At 71.1% G+C, this 19,278-nt stretch carries 16 protein-coding genes; 10 read left to right on the top strand and 6 right to left on the bottom strand.

Translation table 11 applies throughout. The features are described 5' to 3' along the window. Position 1: 1 nt before the first annotated feature. The 4 genes from P8S73_RS00105 (at position 2) to P8S73_RS00120 (ending at position 2,483) form a co-directional block, all read left to right on the top strand. Positions 2–445: an FHA domain-containing protein gene (locus tag P8S73_RS00105; RefSeq protein ID WP_019311010.1), complete on the top strand. Its 444-nt coding sequence runs from the start codon at positions 2–4 to the stop codon at positions 443–445. An 8-nt stretch (positions 446–453) separates the two neighbouring features. Next, on the top strand, positions 454–1,212 hold the full coding sequence (locus P8S73_RS00110; RefSeq protein WP_070636541.1) for a MerR family transcriptional regulator: 759 nt from the start codon (positions 454–456) through the stop codon (positions 1,210–1,212). Next, the gene (locus P8S73_RS00115) at positions 1,209–1,721 is read left to right on the top strand and encodes a bifunctional nuclease family protein (RefSeq protein ID WP_124109848.1); all 513 of its coding nucleotides are present in this window, start codon (positions 1,209–1,211) and stop codon (positions 1,719–1,721) included. The genes P8S73_RS00110 and P8S73_RS00115 overlap by 4 nt, the downstream gene beginning before the upstream one ends. Positions 1,722–1,937: 216 nt before the next feature. Continuing rightward, complete coding sequence (locus tag P8S73_RS00120; RefSeq protein ID WP_223110124.1) at positions 1,938–2,483, top strand: MerR family transcriptional regulator; 546 nt, start codon at positions 1,938–1,940, stop codon at positions 2,481–2,483. Positions 2,484–2,499: 16 nt separating this feature from the next. Here P8S73_RS00120 and P8S73_RS00125 read toward each other — a convergent pair whose 3' ends face one another. Next, positions 2,500–3,336 (bottom strand): ParA family protein, encoded by an 837-nt coding sequence (locus P8S73_RS00125; RefSeq protein WP_396350420.1) that lies wholly within the window; start codon positions 3,334–3,336, stop codon positions 2,500–2,502. A gap of 202 nt (positions 3,337–3,538) precedes the next feature. On the opposite strand from P8S73_RS00125, the gene P8S73_RS00130 reads away from it, so the two are divergent. The 3 genes from P8S73_RS00130 (at position 3,539) to P8S73_RS00140 (ending at position 9,958) form a co-directional block, all read left to right on the top strand. Next, positions 3,539–6,988: a pyruvate carboxylase gene (locus P8S73_RS00130; protein ID WP_396350421.1), complete on the top strand. Its 3,450-nt coding sequence runs from the start codon at positions 3,539–3,541 to the stop codon at positions 6,986–6,988. 90 nt (positions 6,989–7,078) lie between these two features. Then, positions 7,079–8,503: a mycothione reductase gene (locus tag P8S73_RS00135; RefSeq protein WP_200829437.1), complete on the top strand. Its 1,425-nt coding sequence runs from the start codon at positions 7,079–7,081 to the stop codon at positions 8,501–8,503. A 417-nt stretch (positions 8,504–8,920) separates the two neighbouring features. Continuing rightward, the gene (locus P8S73_RS00140; protein WP_168165702.1) at positions 8,921–9,958 is read left to right on the top strand and encodes an IS30 family transposase; all 1,038 of its coding nucleotides are present in this window, start codon (positions 8,921–8,923) and stop codon (positions 9,956–9,958) included. A gap of 70 nt (positions 9,959–10,028) precedes the next feature. On the opposite strand, the gene P8S73_RS00145 is transcribed toward P8S73_RS00140, so the two are convergent. From P8S73_RS00145 to P8S73_RS00155, 3 genes are all read right to left on the bottom strand, one after another. Beyond that, entirely contained in the window at positions 10,029–11,837 is a 1,809-nt protein-coding gene (locus P8S73_RS00145; RefSeq protein WP_396350422.1) for an AMP-dependent synthetase/ligase, read from the bottom strand. A 128-nt stretch (positions 11,838–11,965) separates the two neighbouring features. Next, positions 11,966–12,379 carry a hypothetical protein gene (locus P8S73_RS00150; RefSeq protein WP_135010505.1) on the bottom strand — a complete coding sequence of 138 codons (414 nt, stop codon included), beginning with the start codon at positions 12,377–12,379 and terminating at the stop codon, positions 11,966–11,968. Next, positions 12,376–13,164 (bottom strand): alpha/beta hydrolase, encoded by a 789-nt coding sequence (locus tag P8S73_RS00155; RefSeq protein ID WP_396350423.1) that lies wholly within the window; start codon positions 13,162–13,164, stop codon positions 12,376–12,378. Before P8S73_RS00155 ends, P8S73_RS00150 begins: the two co-directional genes overlap by 4 nt. Before the next feature lie 132 nt (positions 13,165–13,296). On the opposite strand from P8S73_RS00155, the gene P8S73_RS00160 reads away from it, so the two are divergent. Next, entirely contained in the window at positions 13,297–14,163 is an 867-nt protein-coding gene (locus tag P8S73_RS00160; RefSeq protein ID WP_019310754.1) for a 1-acyl-sn-glycerol-3-phosphate acyltransferase, read from the top strand. Between the two features lie 9 nt (positions 14,164–14,172). Then, on the top strand, positions 14,173–15,567 hold the full coding sequence (locus tag P8S73_RS00165; protein ID WP_039100798.1) for a class II 3-deoxy-7-phosphoheptulonate synthase: 1,395 nt from the start codon (positions 14,173–14,175) through the stop codon (positions 15,565–15,567). A gap of 88 nt (positions 15,568–15,655) precedes the next feature. Here the strand turns inward: P8S73_RS00165 and P8S73_RS00170 are convergent, their stop codons facing one another. Then, complete coding sequence (locus P8S73_RS00170; protein ID WP_396350424.1) at positions 15,656–17,602, bottom strand: PASTA domain-containing protein; 1,947 nt, start codon at positions 17,600–17,602, stop codon at positions 15,656–15,658. A gap of 4 nt (positions 17,603–17,606) precedes the next feature. Beyond that, entirely contained in the window at positions 17,607–18,743 is a 1,137-nt protein-coding gene (locus P8S73_RS00175) for a LysM peptidoglycan-binding domain-containing protein (RefSeq protein ID WP_396350425.1), read from the bottom strand. A 136-nt stretch (positions 18,744–18,879) separates the two neighbouring features. Here P8S73_RS00175 and P8S73_RS00180 point away from each other — a divergent pair, with 136 nt between their 5' ends. After that, positions 18,880–19,272, top strand: coding sequence for an Rv2175c family DNA-binding protein (locus P8S73_RS00180; protein ID WP_019310750.1), 393 nt, complete (start codon positions 18,880–18,882; stop codon positions 19,270–19,272). The last annotated feature ends 6 nt before the right edge of the window (positions 19,273–19,278 follow it).

Here is a 19,278-nt window from a genome sequence, read left to right on the forward strand (position 1 = left end):
CATGCCTAATCAAGAGAACTCGGGCGCGCAGTCGGGCCCGGAGACCACGTCCATCCAGATCGTCGCGGACGTGCTCTCCACCGCCGCGCACCACAAACTCACCGAGGGTGAGCAGAACGCCGTGGCCTCGCTTCCCCCGGGGTCTGCTCTGCTGCTCGAGACCAACGGTGGGCTGACGGGTGCGCGCTTCCTGCTGGACCGGGACGAGGTCGTGGCCGGACGCCACCCCGCGTGCTCCGTGTTCCTGGACGACGTCACCGTCTCCCGGCGGCACGCGGAGTTCATCCGCCGCAACAACACCTTCGAGATCGTGGACCAGGCCTCGCTCAACGGCACGTACGTCAACAGCGACCGCGTGAACACCAAGGTGCTCGAGAACGGTGACGAGGTGCAGATCGGCAAGTTCCGCTTCACGTTCTACCACTCCGTGCAGAACGGGTCCTGACACCCTCTATGCCTGAGACCGGACTCCCGCAGACCGCCCGTGTCGGCATCGGCGCACTGCTGCGTCAGCTGCAGCCGCGCTTCCCGGATCTGACCGCGTCGAAGGTGCGTTTCCTGGAGGACCAGGGTCTTGTGCACCCGCACCGCACCGCGTCCGGATACCGCAAGTACTCGGAGCAGGATGTGGAGCGTCTCACCACGGTGCTCAGTCTGCAGCAGGAGAGGTATCTTCCGCTGCGGGTCATCAGGGAACGCCTGGACCGCGGGGAGGACCCCGCCGCCGGCGCCGAACGGCAGCGTCCTCGGGTGCCGGTGGACGCCGCGGAGCCAGGGGCCGCCGACGCCGGAGACCCGCCTCGCCCGAGCTCGGCCCGGTACTCGTTGCGCGAGCTCGCCGCGAGATCCGGAACGGAGGTCCCGCTGCTGCGCGAGCTGCTGACCCACGGGCTGATCGTGGAGCGCTCCGGCGCCTACGACGAGCACGCCCTGGCCGTGGCGGTGGCCGCCGGGAAGCTCCGCGGCTACGGCATCGAGCCCCGGCACCTGCGCGTGCTGCGGGGTGCCTCCGAGCGCGTCGTGGCACTGGTGGACGGCAGCGTGGCGCCGCTGCGCACGCGACGCGATCCGGAGACCCGACGCAGGGCCGTGCTGCGCGCCCGTGAGATCGCGGCGTTGTGCCTCTCCGTGATGTCCGCGGTGGTCACCACCCAGGTGGACGACACGGTGCGTTCCTTCCACACCCCGGACTCCTCCGGGAGCGACACGTGAGCGCGGACGTCCACATGGAGATCGCGGGGGTGCGCATGGACGTCCCCACGGGCCAGCCCGTGGTGGTGCTGCGTGAACTGGACGGGCCCCGTCGTCTGCCCATCTGGCTGGGCACCAACGAGGCCACGTCGATCGTGTTCGCCCTGCAGGGGATCGAGCCCCCTCGCCCGCTGACCCACGACCTGCTGCTGGCGGTGGTGGGGGAGCTGGGCCGCAGCATCACCCGAGTGGTGGTGCACACCGTGGAGGACACGGTGTTTTACGCGGCCATCTCCTTCGACGACGCCACCGTGGTGGATGCCAGGGCCTCGGACGCGCTCGCCCTCGCGGCGCGCACCGGGTGCCCCATCCTGTGCTCCTCGGCCGTGCTGGACGAGGCGGGGCTGGTGCTCAGCCCGGACGGCGAGCTGCGGGAGCAGGCGGCGGAGTCGCCAGGGGGAGCGGAGGCCCAGGTGAGGGAGTTCCGCGACTTCCTGGACCATGTGGACCCGGACGACTTCCAGTCCTGACCGCCCCGGTGCACACGGGGTGCGCCTCCCACCCCGACACGACCTGAACCGCACCGGATGTCTTTGACCCGTTCCAGCCGGGGGTTTACCGTCGGGGGAGCATGGTGGGCCGTCTCCTGCCCGCCCCACGCACGAGGAGGACGCTTGAGCAATCCTGAGTTGCCGCTGGACGCGGCGCAGCTGCGCGCATCCTCCCTGGCCGGGGGAACGCAGGAGATGCTGTTCTCGGACGACCTCACCGCGCTCGACGAGACCGTGGGCTTCCGCGGACCCACCGCGTGCAAGGCCGCCGGCATCAGCTACCGGCAGCTCGACTACTGGGCGCGCACCAGCCTCGTGGAGCCCACGGTGCGCGGCGCCAAGGGATCCGGCTCGCAGCGTCTCTACAGCTTCCGGGACATCCTCGTCCTCAAGGTGGTCAAGCGGCTGCTCGACACCGGCGTCTCCCTGCAGCAGATCCGCTCCGCCGTGGGCGCCCTGCGTCTCAGGGGCATCGAGGACCTCACCCGGCTGACCCTGATGTCCGACGGCGCGAGTGTCTACGAGTGCACCTCCCCCCACGAGGTCATCGACCTCGTCCAGGGCGGGCAGGGTGTGTTCGGCATCGCCGTGGGCCGCGTGTGGCGCGAGGTGGAGGCCACCCTGGCCTCCATGCCCGCAGAGCATGCCTCCCTGGAGGGTGCCGCGGAGGCCGCGGGGCCGTTCCCCGAGGACGAGCTCTCCGCGCGTCGCGCACGGCGTCGCACGAAGAACGCCGGCTGACCGGGAGGGCATCGCCTCAGCGCGTGAGCCCCTCCAGCACGGCGGTGAAGCGTCCGGCGATCTCGGCCGCTTCCGCACCCGGCCAGCGGTGCACAGGCCACGCCGCCCCCTGTGCCTGCTGCACCACGGGGAGGTCCGGCAGCACGGGGTCCACCACGAGCGGCCCGAACAGGTCCCGGAGTTCCCGCAGCCGGTGCTGCTGCTCCTGGGACGCGCCGCGCACCCTGTTGATCACGACCCCTGCCTCGGGCACGGCCCAGATGCGGGAGGACTCGAACTGCGCCAGGGCGCTCATGGTGCGTTTCGTCCCGGCCACGGAGAACAGCGACGGCTCGGCCACCGAGAGGACCTTGTGGGAAGCTGCCCACGCCATGCGGGTGAGCGCGCTGAGGGTGGGCGGGCAGTCGACGAGCACGAGTTCGTAGCGGTCCAGCCCACGCAGAGCGGTCTCCAGCCGTTTCAGGTCCTTCGGCCGGTACGCCGCGTGGTCCAGGTGCGACGACGCCGCGGACCCCGGGGCGACGTCGAGCATGGGAACGCGCGTGGTGCGGGCGGCATCCGGCGCCCAGGCGCGGGGGCCGGCCGTGGAGGTGTCCGGGGTGATGGGGTGCGCGGTCCAGGGCGAGGCCTCGGCCACCGAGGCGAGAGCGCCCCTGCGGGGCCGGCGGAGCACGGTGCCCACCTCGTGGCCCGCGCGCGCGTGCACACCCAGTGCCGTGGAGGCGTCCCCGTGGGGGTCGAGGTCCACGACCAGCGTGGGGATCCTGGCGTCCAACGCGGCGGATGCCAGCCCCAGGACCACGGAGGACTTGCCCACGCCGCCCTTGAGGCTGCTGATGCTGACGATCTGCACGGATGACCCTTCTGTAACCCAAAGGGGGCTGTCCGCCGCCCCGTTACATGCTAATGGGTGCCCTTCGGGGGACAGGGCAGACGTGCCGTGACACGATCACCGGATCACGCTCCCGTGAGGTCTGGCTCACGTAAGCTGAGAGCCGGTATCAACTCCTCACCCAGTGCGCGCGCCCGTGCGGCCGTGCACGGAAACGGACGTCATGTTTTCCAAGATCTTGGTGGCCAACCGTGGCGAGATCGCCATCCGCGCCTTCCGCGCGGCGTACGAGCTCGGCGCAGGGACCGTGGCGGTGTTCCCCCACGAGGACCGCAACTCCATCCACCGCCAGAAGGCCGACGAGGCCTACAACATCGGTGAGGAGGGCCACCCGGTCCGGGCGTACCTGGACGTGGCGGAGATCGTGCGCGTGGCCAAGGAGTCCGGGGCGGATGCCATCTACCCGGGCTACGGGTTCCTGTCCGAGAACCCCGAGCTGGCCCGGGCCGCGGCGGCGGAGGGCATCACGTTCGTGGGTCCGCGCGCCGAGATCCTGGAGCTCGCCGGGAACAAGGTGGAGGCGCTGCGTGCCGCTCGGCGTGCCGGGATCCCCACCCTGGACTCCTCGGAGCCCTCATCGGACAAGGACGCGCTGATCGCGGCCGCCGAGAAGATCGGCTACCCCGTGTTCGTCAAGGCCGTGGCCGGCGGCGGCGGGCGCGGCATGCGCCGTGTGGAGAGCCCCGAGCAGCTGCCCGGCGCCCTGGACGCGGCGATGCGCGAGGCGGACACCGCCTTCGGTGATCCCACGGTGTTCATCGAGCAGGCCGTGCTGCGCCCCCGGCACATCGAGGTGCAGATCCTCGCGGACAACGAGGGCAACATCGTGCACCTGTTCGAGCGCGACTGCTCCCTGCAGCGGCGCCACCAGAAGGTCATCGAGATCGCCCCGGCCCCGCAGCTGGACCCCGAGATCCGGGACGCCCTGCACCGCGACGCCGTGAAGTTCGCCAAGGAGCTGGGCTACGTGAACGCCGGGACCGTCGAGTTCCTCGTGGACACCGCCGGTGAGCGCGCGGGCCAGCACGTGTTCATCGAGATGAACCCGCGCATCCAGGTGGAGCACACCGTGACCGAGGAGATCACGGACGTGGACCTCGTGCAGTCCCAGCTGCGGATCGCTGCGGGGGAGACTCTTGAGGACCTGGGCATCAGCCAGGACGGCCTGCGGGTGCGCGGCGCGGCGCTGCAGTGCCGCATCACCACCGAGGACCCCGCGAACGACTTCCGCCCGGACGTGGGCAAGGTCTCCGCCTACCGCTCCGCGGGCGGCGCCGGCGTGCGCCTGGACGGCGGCACGCTGTACGCGGGTGCCGAGATCTCTCCGCACTTCGACTCGATGCTGGTGAAGCTCACGTGCCGTGGCCGCGACTACGAGACCGCCGTGCTGCGCGCCCGGCGAGCGCTGGCGGAGTTCCGCATCCGCGGGATCGCCACGAACATCCAGTTCCTGCAGTCGGTGCTGCACAACCCGGACTTCCTGGCCGGCGACGTGGCCACGGACTTCATCGAGAACCACCCGGACCTGCTCAAGGGCAAGGGCTCGGCGGACCGTGGTACTCGCGCCCTGAACTACCTGGCCGAGATCACGGTGAACAAGCCCAACGGTGAGCGCGTGGACGGCATCGACCCGCGTGACAAGCTTCCGCACTACCCGGGTGACAAGAGGGACGAGCCCTACCGCAGCCCCTTCGACGGGCCCTCCCAGCACGAGGTGCCCTCGGGCTGGCGCCAGGTGCTGCAGGAGAAGGGCCCCGAGGGTTTCGCCCGCGCCCTGCGTGAGTACGAGCCGCTCGCGGTGACCTCCACGACCTTCCGCGACGCCCACCAGTCGCTGCTGGCCACGCGGGTGCGCACCCGCGACCTGCTCGCGGCGGCCCCGGCCTACGCCCACCTGCTGCCGGGTCTGCTGTCGGTCGAGGCCTGGGGCGGCGCCACGTACGACGTCGCGCTGCGCTTCCTGGGGGAGGACCCCTGGGAGCGGCTGCGGCTCCTGCGCGAGGCCATGCCCAACATCCCCATCCAGATGCTGCTGCGCGGGCGGAACACCGTGGGCTACACGCCGTACCCCGTGGAGGTGACCAACGCGTTCGTCGCGGAGGCCGCGGAGACTGGTGTGGACATCTTCCGCATCTTCGACGCGCTGAACGACGTGGAGCAGATGCGCCCGGCCATCGAGGCCGTGCGCGCCACCGGGACCGCGGTGGCCGAGGTGGCCCTGTGCTACACGGGCAACATGCTGGACCCGGACGAGACCGTCTACACGCTGGACTACTACCTGGATCTCGCGCAGCAGTGCGTGGACGCCGGGGCCCACGTGCTCGCGATCAAGGACATGGCGGGTCTGCTGCGCCCCGAGGCGGCACGCCGGCTCGTCACGGCGCTGCGCGAGCGCTTCGACCTCCCGCTGCACCTGCACACCCACGACACCGCGGGCGGTCAGCTGGCCACCCTGCTCGCCGCGTCCGAGGCGGGCGTGGACGCGGTCGACGCCGCGGCGGCGTCGATGGCGGGGACCACGTCCCAGGTCTCTGGCTCCGCGCTCGTGGCGGCGCTGGAGAACACCGAGCGCGACACCAACCTGGGCCTGGACATCGTGAGCGACATGGAGCCCTACTGGGAAGTCGTGCGCTCGATCTACAAGCCCTTCGAGTCCGGGCTCACGAGCCCCACGGGCCGCGTGTACCGCCACGAGATCCCGGGCGGACAGCTGTCCAACCTGCGGCAGCAGGCGATCGCACTGGGCCTGGGTGAGAAGTTCGAGGCCATCGAGGACATGTACTACGCCGCGGACAAGATGCTCGGGCACCTGGTCAAGGTCACGCCGTCCTCCAAGGTGGTGGGGGACCTCGCCCTGCAGCTCGTGGGCATGGACGTGGACCCCGCGGAGTTCGAGGCGGACCCCCGCAAGTTCGACATCCCGGCCTCGGTGATCAACTTCCTGGCCGGGGAGCTGGGGACCCCGCCCGCGGGCTGGCCCGAGCCGTTCCGCACCAAGGCCCTCGAGGGACGCACCGTGAACCTCGCGGACGAGGAGCTCTCGGCGGAGGACCGCGAGGCGCTCGAGCAGCCCGGTGCGGTGCGCCGTGCCACGCTCAACCGCCTGCTGTTCCCGGGGCCCACGAAGGACTTCGAGTCCTCCCGCACCAAGTACGGTGACGTCTCCGTGCTGCACACGCGCGACTTCCTCTACGGCCTGGACCAGGACCACGAGCACGTGATCTCGCTGGGCAAGGGTGTGCGCCTGCTGGTGACCCTGCAGGCCATCTCCGAGCCGGACGAGAAGGGCATGCGCACCGTCATGGTGACCCTCAACGGCCAGCTGCGCCTGCTGGAGATCCGCGACGAGTCCGTGAAGTCGCAGGCCGTGGAGACCGAGAAGGCGGACACGTCCCAGCCGGGCCACGTGGCGGCGCCGTTCGCCGGCGCGGTCACGGTCACCGTCTCGGAGGGCGACACCGTCTCCGCCGGGGACTCGGTGGCCACGATCGAGGCCATGAAGATGGAGGCCTCCATCACGGCTCCCGTGGGCGGAGCGGTCTCCCGCGTGGCGCTCGCCGACACCGCGCACGTGAGCGGCGGGGACCTGGTCCTGGTGATCGACCCCCAGTGATCCGCAGGGATTCCCACCGCGGCCACGCCGTGGGCTGAACGGACGCCACCCCGCACCCCGTGTGCGGGGTGGCGTCCTAGCATGGGGCCCATGCGATCTTTCGACCTGATCATCGTCGGCTCCGGCTCGGGCAACTCGCTGCTCACGGACGAGTACCGGGACCTGGACGTGGCCATCGTGGAACCCGGCCGCTTCGGGGGCACGTGTCTCAACGTGGGCTGCATCCCCACCAAGATGTACGTGTATCCCGCCACCGTGGCGGACCAGGCACGGGACGCCGGGCGGCTCGGGCTGGACGCCACGGTCGACGGCGTGGACTGGCCGGGGATGCGGGACCGGATCTTCGGACGGATCGACGCGATCTCCGAGGGCGGGCTCGACTACCGGCGCTCGCTGGAGAACGTCACGGTCATCCAGGAGTACGTGCACTTCGTGGAGCCCCGCGTGCTGGAGACGGACTCGGGGGAGCGGATCACCGCACCCCGGATCGTGCTGGCCAACGGCTCCCGCGTGCACGTCCCGGACGTGCCCGGCACGGATCTGCCGGGGGTGCACACGTCGGACACGGTGATGCGCATACCGGAGCTGCCGCGGGACGTGGTGGTGGTGGGCGGCGGCTACATCGCCGCCGAGTTCTGCCACGTGTTCCAGGGTCTCGGCGCGTCGGTCACGCAGCTCAACCGCTCGCAGCGCCTGCTGCGCGCCCACGACGACACGATCGCCGAGCGCTTCACCCGTGAGGCCGCCGCGCACTGGGACCTTCAGCTGGGGTGGAGCCTCACGGGCATCCTGACCTCCGAGGACGGCCGGCTCAAGGTCTCGGCGGACGCGAGCGACGGCTCCGGGAAGCAGTGGGAGCGCACCGCGGACGTGGTGCTGCTCGCCACCGGGCGCATCCCCAACGCGGACACCCTGAACCCCGGAGCGGCCCACCTTGACGTCACCGAGCGCGGGCTGCTCGCCGTGGACGAGCAGCAGCGGGTGCTCTCGGGCGGGCAGCCGGTCGAAGGCCTCTGGGCACTCGGCGACGTGTCTTCCCCGCACCAGCTCAAGCACGTGGCGAACGCCGAGGCCAGGGTGGTCTCCCACAACGTGGTCCACCCGGACGACCAGCGCAGCACCGACCACCGCTTCGTGCCCGCCGCGGTCTTCACGGAGCCGCAGATCGCGTCCGTGGGCATGACCGAGCGTGCCGCGCGGGCCTGGGCGGAGCGCACGGGCCACGAGATCACCGTCAAGGTGCAGGACTTCGGCGACGTGGCGTACGGGTGGGCCATGGAGGACCACGTGGGTCTCTGCAAGCTCATCGCGGACTCCGGCACCGGGGAGCTGCTCGGGGCGCACCTGATCGGCCGGGAGGCGTCCAACCTGATCCAGCCGCTCGTGCAGGGCATGGCCTTCGGGCTGCGCGTCCACGAGATGGCGCGCGGACAGTACTGGATCCACCCCGCCCTTGCCGAGGTCGTGGAGAACGCGCTGCTCGGGCTGGACGTCCCGGGCCAGCGCGCGGACTGAACGACGACGCCGCCCGCACCCCGGGGCGGTGGGTTCTAGCGATCCCCGCAACACCCTGAATTTCAGGGAGTTGCGGGGATCGTGTTGTCAGATGAGTTGAAGGTGGCGTTTTTCCAGGCGCTGGAACGTGGGGATGGCAGCATCACAGTGGCTGCTCGCGATGTTGGTGTGAACCGGAATACCGCATACGGCTGGGCACGTAAAGCAGGGATCCGTGGTCGCGGGATCCCCAGCACCGGGCCGCACCCGCGGAAGGACGAGTACTTTCAGCTCAGGGCCGGAGGCCTCTCGCGGCGTGAAGCGGTAGCCATCGTCGGAGTCCATGAGCGCACCGCGCAGGAATGGGACCGCGGCATCAAACACACGGGCCATGTCCGCATCTATCCAGATGGCCGCCGGGTGGACTACAACACCGGTATGACCACACTCCTCGCGGGTCCTGCGCTACCAGCTCTGGAAGCCCAACTAGATCCCCGCTTCCTCACGCTGAAGGACCGGGAAGTGATCGCTGACCTGCACCGTGCTGGCCACAGCTTGCGTGCGATCGGCCGAGCGTTGGGCAGGCCGGCCTCGACGATCAAACGCGAGCTCGATGCCCGTTCAGTGGACGGGGCGTACCAGCCGTATGCCGCTCAGCGTGGCTGGGCAGCATCTCGGCCCCGGCCGAAGAAACCCAAGCTCTGCCTGCCTTCCCGGCTGCGGGACTACGTCCAGGACAAGCTCATGCTGCGGTGGTCTCCGGAGCAGATCAGTCACACTCTGGTCAAAGAGTTCCACGACGATGAGAGCATGCGAGTGAGTCCCGAGACTATCTATCAGGCCCTCTACCTCCAGGCCCGTGGCGGTCTGAAACGGGAGGTCGCAGCCGCGCTGCGCACCGGCCGGACCCGCCGCAAGCCCCACAAACATCCTGATCAACGCACCTCGCGGTTCGTTGATCACATGGTGATGATCTCCGACCGCCCACCGCAGGTCGAGGACCGGGCCGTGCCCGGGCACTGGGAAGGCGATCTCATCGTGGGCCCCGGCAGCGCCTCGGCGATCCTCACCTTGGTCGAGCGTTCCACTCGCTACGTTCTGCTGGGGCACCTGCCCGGTGGCCACAGCGCCGAGGAAGTCCGAGATGTGCTCACAGCGCTGATCACCACGTTGCCCGCACACCTGCGGGGCTCACTGACCTGGGACCAGGGATGCGAGATGGCACGGCACAAACAATTCACGGTCGCGACAGGGGTGCCGGTGTACTTCTGCGACCCCCACTCACCATGGCAGCGCGGTAGCAACGAGAACACCAACGGCCTGTTGCGTCAGTACTTCCCCAAGAGCACCGACCTTCGGCCTTACAGCCCGCAGGACCTCGAGCACGTCTCACAGGAACTCAACGCACGCCCACGCAAAACGCTCAACTGGGATACCCCAGCCGAGCGTCTGCGTGATCTACTGACAACCACATAACCATCAGGTGTTGCGAGGACCCCTAGAAACCGCCGGCTCGTGGGTGCGGGCGGCGTCGTGGTCGCGGGGGCTACCTTGCGTAGATGTCGTCGATGACGTCCGCGAAGTCCTCGGCGACCACGGCCCGCTTGAGCTTGAGGGACGGCGTGAGGTAGCCGTCCTCCACGGTGAGGTCGCGGTCCAGGATCCGGAAGGCCTTGATGCCCTCAGCGCGCGAGACCTTGGTGTTCGCGTGGTCCACGATCCGCTGCACGTGCTCGATCACGGCTTTCTCCCGGGACGCCTCCGCGATGCTCAGGTCCGGGTCCAGCCCGAGGGTGGGCAGGACGTTGGCCAGGGTCTCGGGGTCGAGCGTGATCAGGGCGGCCACGAACGGGCGGTTCTCACCCACCACCATGATCTGCCCCACCGTGGCGGTCGCGCGGATGGGATCCTCCAGCATCGTGGGAATCACGTTCTTGCCGCTCGCCGTGACGATGATCTCCTTCTTGCGGCCGGTGACGGTCAGCAGGCCCTCGTCGTCCAGGTGCCCCAGGTCTCCGGTGGCGAACCAGCCGTCGTGGAAGGCCTCGGCGGTCTTCTCGGGCAGCCCGTTGTAGCGTTCGAAGACGTTCACGCCGCGCACCAGGATCTCGCCGTCCTCCGCGATGGCCACCTCGTTGCCGGGCATCGGGTGGCCCACGGTGCCCAGCCGGTTGATGCTCGGCACGTTCGCGGAGATGGGCGCCGTGGTCTCGGTGAGCCCGTAGCCCTCCACCACGTACACGCCGATGCCGTTGAAGAAGTGCGCGAGGTGCTCGCCCAGCGCCGCCCCGCCCGAGACCGCGTAGCGGACCTCCCCGCCCATGGCCTGGCGCAGGGTGGAGTAGACCAGCTTGTCGTAGAGGCGGTGGCGCGCCGCGAGCCACGGGGAGACGTGCCCCTGCTGGGAGGCCTTGGACCACGCGGCGGCCGTGGCCACCGCGCGCTCGAAGATCAGCTTCTTCACGGGTGAGCCCGCCTGGGCCTTGAAGCGGGCCCCCACCAGGATCTTCTCGAAGACCCGCGGCACCGCCAGGATGAAGGTCGGCTTGAACCGCGCGAGGTCGTCCATGAGCTGGGAGACGTCCGGGGTGTGTGCCAGAGCGATGCCGGCGTCCAGGGAGGTGACCTCCACGAACCGGGCGAACACGTGGGCCAGCGGCAGGAACAGCAGGGTGCGCGCTCCCTCGTGCATGAGCTCCCCGGCCACGGGGATCGTGTTCTGGGAGCACGCCACGAAGTTTCGGTGGGTCAGCTCGCAGCCCTTGGGCGGTCCGGTGGTCCCGGACGTGTAGATGAGCGTGGCGGCGTCGTCCAGGCTCACGCCGTCGTACGGGGTCTGCAGGTCCTCGCGCCCGGCGCCCGCCCGCACCACGGCGTCCAGGGAGATCTGCGCGTCGTCCGTGTCGAACACCCGGATGCGCTGCTCGGCCGGGAAGGGGGTGATGCGGTGGGCCTCCCGCACGCGCCCGGCGAGCTCGTCCGTCTCGACGAACACGGCCGTGGCGCGCGAGTCCGAGAGGATCCACGCGATCTGGTCCGGGGAGGAGGTGTCGTAGACCGGCACGGGGACGGCACCGAGCCACCACAGGGCGAAGTCCACGAGCGTCCACTCGTAGCGGGTGCGGCTCAGCAGACCCACACGGTCCCCGGGGCGGATGCCTTGGGCGGCCATCCCGTGGGCGAGGGCCACCACCTCGGCGCGGAACTCACGAGCGGTGACGTCCCGCTCCCGCCCCGGGGCGAGGATCGTGTAGAGCACCAGATCCGGCTGCGTGCGGGCACGCTCCTCGAGGATGTGGGCGATGCCGGGGTAGGGCAGGGGATCGACGATGGCCGGGGCACTGACGCGTCTCATGGGGGTACCTTCCTGGCGAGATTGAGTCTCAGTTTACGGTGTGTTCACCTTCACACCGCGGCGTTGGTGGACGTGTCCACACAAGCGGGGTCGAACCGTGTCGCCCTGCCCGCGGTGGGACACGGGTGTCACAGGACCGCACCGTCGTCGTCCTCGGGGGAGTCCTCCGGCAGGGCACCAAACACGAGGAACAGCCCGGCCACGGTCCCGGCGAGACCCGCGCCCCAGACCACGCCGGGCAGCGGACCGGGCAGCACGGCGAGCCCCAGCATGATCACGAGCACCGCGAGCAGCACGCTCAGCGCGCGCAGCATGGCGGGGGACACCCCGCCCGTCACCGGGCCGGGATCGGGATCGTAGACGGCGTCCTCATCGACCTCGTCCAGCTCTTCGGGGACGTCCTCCGGGGGCTGCTCCCGGGGAACCCACTCGAGGTCCTCCGCCCAGGGTTCCATGTCCTCGTCGTCCCCGGGGACGTCGTCCCACGTGTTGGACCGGATGATGCTCTCGAAGGGATCCTCCGATCCGTCCCGGGAGCTCACGCCGTCTCCGGCAGAAGCGGCAGACCGCGGCACACGCGCTGCACGGCGTCCCGCGAGGTCTGCTCCACCAGCGGCGCGTCGTGGTCCAGGGTTGCCACGTGGTAGCTGTCCGGCAGGGGAACCACCCGCACCGGACCGCGCGTGCGCTGCGCCACGAGGTCCGCGGAGGCACCCGAGACCACGTGGTCCACCTCGGAGCGGAACACGATCGCCGGGGCAGTGACCGCCGGCAGCATCTGCACCGTGCGGTGCATGAGCACGTTGAGCTGCGCCACCGCGGCCAGCGGCGTGCGGTCGTACGCGGACTCCAGGACGGACTCCTTGCGGATGTCGCTGCCGATCCCCGCGTAGGACGGCACGGCGGAGGCGAGCACCCGGCTGAACCGCGCCGCCCTGTTCACCAGGGACAGCGCGGGGTTCACGAGCAGCACGCCGGCGACCTCGCGGCGGGCCGCGGTGTGCAGGGCGAGGGCCCCGCCCATGGACAGCCCGCACACGACCACGTGCTCGTGCCGCTGCCGCAGCTGCCAGTAGTGCTCGTCCACGGCGTCGCGCCACGCCTGCCACGGCTGCGCCGCGAGGTCCTGCCAGTGGGTTCCGTGGCCCGGCAGCAGCGGCACACTGACCCCGGGAGCCGCGCCGGCGGCGTCGGTGGCCGTGTGGATCGCCCGGGCCCAGTCCGCCACGGAAGCGGTCGTGGAGCTGAAGCCGTGGAGCACCAGGACCCCCACGGAGGAAGTGCCGGGCAGGTGCAGGGAGTCGTGTCGTTGCAGATCCGATGACATGGCGCCATTGTGCCAGCCGCCGCCACCCCGCATGAGAGAATCGCCCGGGACCGACCGGGGCCACTGGACCGGGCGTCCCGCCGAACGGGCCGAACGGGCCCGCGACCCGCGCCGACGAAAGGGCACACGCTCATGGTGTACATGTTCCTCAGGAACTACGTGGTGGCACCCGTGGTCAACAGGGTCTGCCGACCCACCGTGATCGGTCTGGAGCACGTCCCGTCCCACGGCCCCGCGATCCTGGCGAGCAACCACCTCTCCGTGCCGGACACCATCTTCATGCCGGTGGCCGTGCCCCGACAGGTCTTCTTCCTGGCCAAGTCCGAGTACTTCAACACCCCCGGCCTCAAGGGGCGCCTCACGGCGGCGTTCTTCAAGGCGATCAACCAGATCCCCATGGACCGCCGCGGCGGTCAGGCCAGCGCCAAGTCCCTGAGCGCGGGGGGCCAAGCCCTGGCCGAGGGCAAGCTGCTGGGCATCTACCCCGAGGGCACCCGCTCCCCGGACGGGCGGCTCTACCGCGGCAAGGTGGGAGTGGCCCGCCTCGCCCTGGAGTCCGGAGCCCCCGTGATCCCCGTGGCCATGATCGGCACGGACAAGATGCAGCCGCTGGGATCCCGTTTCCCGGACCCCCGCCGCGCCCGGATCACCACGATCTTCGGTGAGCCCATGGACTTCTCCCACCTGAGGGGACAGCAGGGGGACCACGCCACGCTGCGGCGAGTGACGGACGAGATCATGGCCGCCATCCAGCGGCTGTCCGGCCAGGAGGTTGCGGACGTCTACGCCACCGAGCACAAGCGCCGGATGGCGGACGGGAAGACCTCCGCACTGCTGGCGCAGGCCAAGGAGGTGGCCCAGGCCACCAGGGACAAGGGCCGTTCCGTCACGGACGCGGTGTCCCAGCAGGCCGGTCACCTCAACGACACCCTGCACCGCCGTCCGCATGGCGGGACGGACTCCGGGGCGGATGACGGGACCCCTGGCCCCACGGCCTAGACTGGGGGAATGAGTTCCGAGACCCTGCCTGAACAGCTCCGATCCGTGATGACCCCCTCGCCGAGCGCGGCGGACTACCCCGGACTCGACGAGTGGCGGGGAAGGAGCATCGGGCAGCATCCCCAGTGGGCGGAGCACCCGGACTTCGCGGCCACCATCCAGGAGCTGGGCGCGGTCCCGCCCCTGGTCTTCGCCGGGGAGGTGGACACCCTCCGGGAACGTCTCGCCCAGGTGGCCAACGGGGAGGCCTTCTTCCTCCAGGGCGGCGACTGCGCGGAGACGTTCGCGGGAGCGACCGCGGACAAGATCTCCGGCCGCGTCCGCACGCTGCTGCAGATGGCGGTGGTGCTCACCTACGGTGCGTCCATGCCCGTGGTGAAGATGGGGCGGATGGCCGGGCAGTTCTCCAAGCCGCGCTCCTCCAACGAGGAGACCCGCGACGGCGTCACCCTGCCCTCGTTCCGCGGTGAGATGGTCAACGGCTTCGACTTCACCGAGGAGTCCCGCGTCCACGATCCCCGCCGGATGCTGCGCGGCTACCACACCTCGGCCTCCACCCTGAACCTGATCCGCGCCTTCACCCAGGGTGGTTTCGCGGACCTGCGGCGCGTGCACGCGTGGAACATGGGTTTCGCGGCGAACCCCGCCTACGCCCGGTACGAGTCGATGGCGCGCGAGATCGACCACGCCGTCAAGTTCATGGCCGCGTGCGGCTCCGACTTCGACGCCCTCAAGACCACCGAGTTCTTCGCGGGCCACGAGGCCCTCCTGCTGGACTACGAGCGGGCGCTCACGCGCATCGACTCCCGCACGCACCTGCCGTACGGCACGTCGGGTCACTTCCTGTGGATCGGCGAGCGCACGCGCGACCTCGACGGCGCCCACGTGGACCTGCTCTCGAGGCTGCGCAACCCGATCGGCGTCAAGCTCGGCCCCGGCACCTCCGGCGACGACGCTCTGCGCCTGATCGACGCGCTCGACCCCGACCGCGAGCCCGGCCGTCTCACGTTCATCACCCGCATGGGTGCGAAGAACATCCGGGAGAAGCTGCCCCCGGTCATCAAGGCGGTCGAGGACTCCGGGGCGAAGCCCGTGTGGGTCACCGATCCCATGCACGGCAACACCGTGTCCCTGGCGTCGGGGTACAAGACCCGCAACTTCGAGGACGTGGTGGACGAGGTGCGCGGCTTCTTCGAGGTGCACCGAGAGCTCGGAACGTTCCCCGGCGGCATCCACGTGGAGATGACCGGTGACGACGTTGCCGAGTGCCTCGGCGGCTCGGACCCCGTGGCCGAGTCCTCCTTCGCCGAGCGCTACGAGACGCTGTGCGATCCGCGGCTCAACCACAAGCAGTCGCTCGAGATCGCGTTCCTGGTGGCGGAGTACCTCTCCGCGCAGCACTGACGGTCGTGTCCCCGCGCCGGGCCCCGGCCGTCCGGCGCGGGCGCGTGGGCGTCCTGTGCCGGCGGCCGGTCGGGAGCCGCGCGGGGGCTCAGAGGACGGTGAGCACCACGGTGTCGCCGTCCTCGCGCTGGCGCACCACGCGGTTCAGGTGCGAGCCCACGGGGGAGTCGATCCGCACGGTGTACCCCTGCTCCTCCAGCGTGGCGCGCGCCGTCTCGGCGTCCTTGCCCACCACGTTCGGGACCGGTCCCTGCGGTGAGTCCGTGGCCACGGTGAGGGACACCTGCGTTCCCTCGTCCACCCGGCTGCCCGCCTCGGGGGACTGGGACAGCACGGTGCCCGCCGACTGCGTCGAGTACTCCCGGGTGACCTCGCCGAGACCGAGACCCGCGCCGCTCACGACCGCCCCGGCGTCGTCGGCCGACATCCCGGTCAGGGCCGGAACGTCCACCTGGGCGGGACCGGAGGAGACCAGGAGATTGACCTGCTCGATCCCCCGAACGGTGGCGGACGCGGCGGGATCGGTGGAGATCACCGTGCCCTCGGGCGCCTCGCGGCTCGGGGTGGTGCTCACGCCCACGTTGGAGATCCCCGCGGCGTTCAGCGTGCGCTCGGCTGCCGCGGTGTCCTGCCCCGCCACCGGGGGGACCGTGGCGGAGGCCGTCCCGGGGGCGGAGCCCAGCCACCAGCCCAGGAACGCCGCCACCGTGAGCAGCAGCGCGAACACCACGACCGCGAGCGCCACGTGCAGCGGCTGGGCCGGGGGATTCAGGCGCACACGCGGCTCGTGCGGCGCGCGGTGCGCCGTGGACCCCACCTGGGTGAGCGCCACCGTGCCCGTGGCGTCCTCCTCGTAGGCGGGCAGGATCGGGGTGCCGTGGCCTCGCGGGGGCACCCCGGCGTAAGCGCCCACGACCTCGGTGGGGGCCTCGTGCGGCCCCGTGCCGAGAGCCTCCGTGGGGGCCTCGTGCCACGGCGTCCCCAGGGCCTCCGTGAAAGCCTCCTGCGTGGGGGTGCCGATGGCCTCGGTGGGCAGGTCCTGCACCCCGTGGCCCATGGCCTCGGTGGCCTCCTCCCCGGAGCCGTCCGCGGTGCCGGCGCCGACGGCCTCGGTGGGTGCCTCCTCCGGATGGCCGGTGGGGGAGTGGGAGCTTCCGGCGAGGACCTCGGTGGCCGCCTCCCCCAGGGACAGCGGATCCACGGGAGCGGGGAGGGAGCGTCGGACGGCGAGGGCGAGGTCCAGCAGCTCGGCGGCGTCCGCGGGGCGCCGGGACGCGTCGCGGGAGGTGGCCCGCAGCACGAACTCGTCCAGGGCGGGGGGCACTCCCGCGGCGATCCCGCTCGGGGCGGGCACGTCCCGGCTCACGTGCGCGGTGGCGACCTGCAGGGCCGTGCCCGTGTAAGGGCGGGAGCCTGTGAGCATCTCGTAGGCCATGATGCCCACGGCGTACACGTCGCTGCGCTGGTCCACGGGGCCGTCGCCCACCAGCTCGGGCGCGGCGTAGCCCACGGTGCCCAGCACGGTGGTGCTGGTCGTGTGGTCGTCCACGGCGCGCGTGAGGCCGAAGTCCGCGACCTTCACCTGCCCGTCCGCGGTGAGCAGGACGTTCTCGGGCTTGACGTCGCGGTGCACCAGGCCGGTGCGGTGCGCCCTGGCGAGGCCCCGGAGCACCGGCACGAGCAGCTCGAGGGTGCGGTGCGGGTCCATCGGCGCCTCGCGTGCGACGACCTCGCGCAGGGTGGGTCCGTCCACGAACTCGAGCACCAGGTACAGCACGCCGTCGTCGGTGCGCCCCTGGTCCAGCACGGCCACCACGTGGGGGTCGTGGAGCCGGGCGGCGGCCTTCGCCTCGCGTTCGGCCCGGGTGACGAAGCGGGGGTCGTCCGCGCAGTGCGGGTGCATGATCTTCAGGGCCACGGGGCGGTCGAGGCGCTCGTCCAGGCCCTCGAAGACGGCCGCCGTTCCCCCGTGGGCGATCCGCCGGAGAACGCGGTAGCGGTTCTCGAGCAGGGCCCCCACACGGTGGTCGTTCATGCTGCTACTGGGCAAATTTCCGTTCCTGTGCGCTCACGGCCTTGACGTATGCCTTGGTGTCGGAATACATACCGTACGTGGTCACGCCGTGCAGTCCCTGGTAGTAGGCGCCGATCCCGGTGGCCTTGTCCGGGGCCCTGTCCTGCAGCGCCCGGATGATGGCCACGCCCGCGGTGATGTTGTCCTGCGGGTCCAGCAGGTCCAGGTCGCGGCCCACCATGGCGCAGGCCCAGTCGCCCGCGGCGGGCACCACCTGCATGGTGCCCACGGCGTCCGCCGGGGACACGACGTCGTGGCGGAACCCCGACTCCTGGGACGCGTGGGCCAGCGCGAGGGCCGGGTCCACGCCCATGTCGCGGGCGGTGGCCTCCACCATCTGCCGGATCTGCGCCGGCGGCGGCACGGCGCGCGAGCGCAGCTGCTCGTGGTGCGCGTTGGCCGAGTCCACCACCTCCCGGGGGTACTGGCGGCCCGCGAAGGAGTCTCCCACGGCGGGTTCCTCGTCCGGTGCCGTGGTCCCGGAGCGCTCGGGCGCGGGGGACGACGCCGCCGCGCCCGCCCTGTGCGCGGGCGCCGCATCGGGGGCGGCCCCGGGAATCACGAGGGTGCGTCCGGGGCGCAGCACCTCGCTCGGGGAGAGCGAGTTGGCCCGCATGAGGTCGCCCACGCTCACCTCGTAGCGCAGGGCGAGGTCCCACAGGGTGTCCCCGGCGGCCACGCTGTGGTGCGCCCGGGCGGGTGCGGGCGTGGAGCTGCCGCCCGCGGGGGACGGCTTCGGGGCGTTCTTCCCCCGGGCGGGGGCCGCCTCCCCGTCCGCGGGGTTCGAGGTCTCGGGGATGCGCAGCCGCTGGCCGGGGCGGATCATGCCGTGCGCCGGGATGTCGTTGGCGGCCATGAGCTCCGAGACGCTCACGCCGTGCCGGGTGGCCAGGGACCACACGGAGTCCCCGGGGGCGACGGTCACCTGTCCCGCGTGCTGCTGGGCCACCTGGACGGTCTGCGGGGTGGCGGGCGCGGCCTGGGCCGCCCCCATGGTTCCCAGCGCGGTGAGTGCCGTCAGGGCGGCCACGGACCCGTGAGCGGCGCGGCGGGACCACTGGCCGCGGGGGGTGTGGCGGTCGTGGGGCGGCTCAACCGGCATGTTCGCGATACCTGCCTCGGCATGGGGGAAAGGGGACGATCGGGGGCACCGGGGGCGCCGCACGCTGTGCTGCCAGATTACCCGACCCTGCGCCGCCCACCCGGGTTCTGCGAGCCTGCGGCGGCGTGGCAGAGTAGTGCGCGTGAACTACGCAACCGATCTCACGCCCCAGGAATTCGCCGAACTCGACGCCCTCGTGGGCGAGTGGACGCACCTGCCCGACATCGCCGAGGCCATGGACATCCAGATCACCAGGGTGCACCGTCTCATGGACGACGGCTCCCTGCTGGAGGTGCGCCGCCCCGAGGACCGCGTGCGCGTGGTGCCCGCGGCGTTCATGGACGGCTCGCACCCCGTGGACTCCCTCAAGGGCACGGTGGCGGTACTGCGTGACGCGGCCTACACGGATGCGCAGGCCATCCGCTGGCTGTTCACCGAGGACGAGTCCCTCCCCGGCCGCCCGATCGACGCGCTGCGCCGCGGTCAGAAGACCGAGGTGCGGCGCCGGGCACAGGCGCTCGGCTGGTGAACCGGG

Origin of the sequence: Kocuria sp. ChxB (assembly GCF_044359605.1) — a bacterium.
In the GTDB taxonomy this organism is placed as follows: Bacteria; Actinomycetota; Actinomycetes; order Actinomycetales; family Micrococcaceae; genus Kocuria; species Kocuria rhizophila.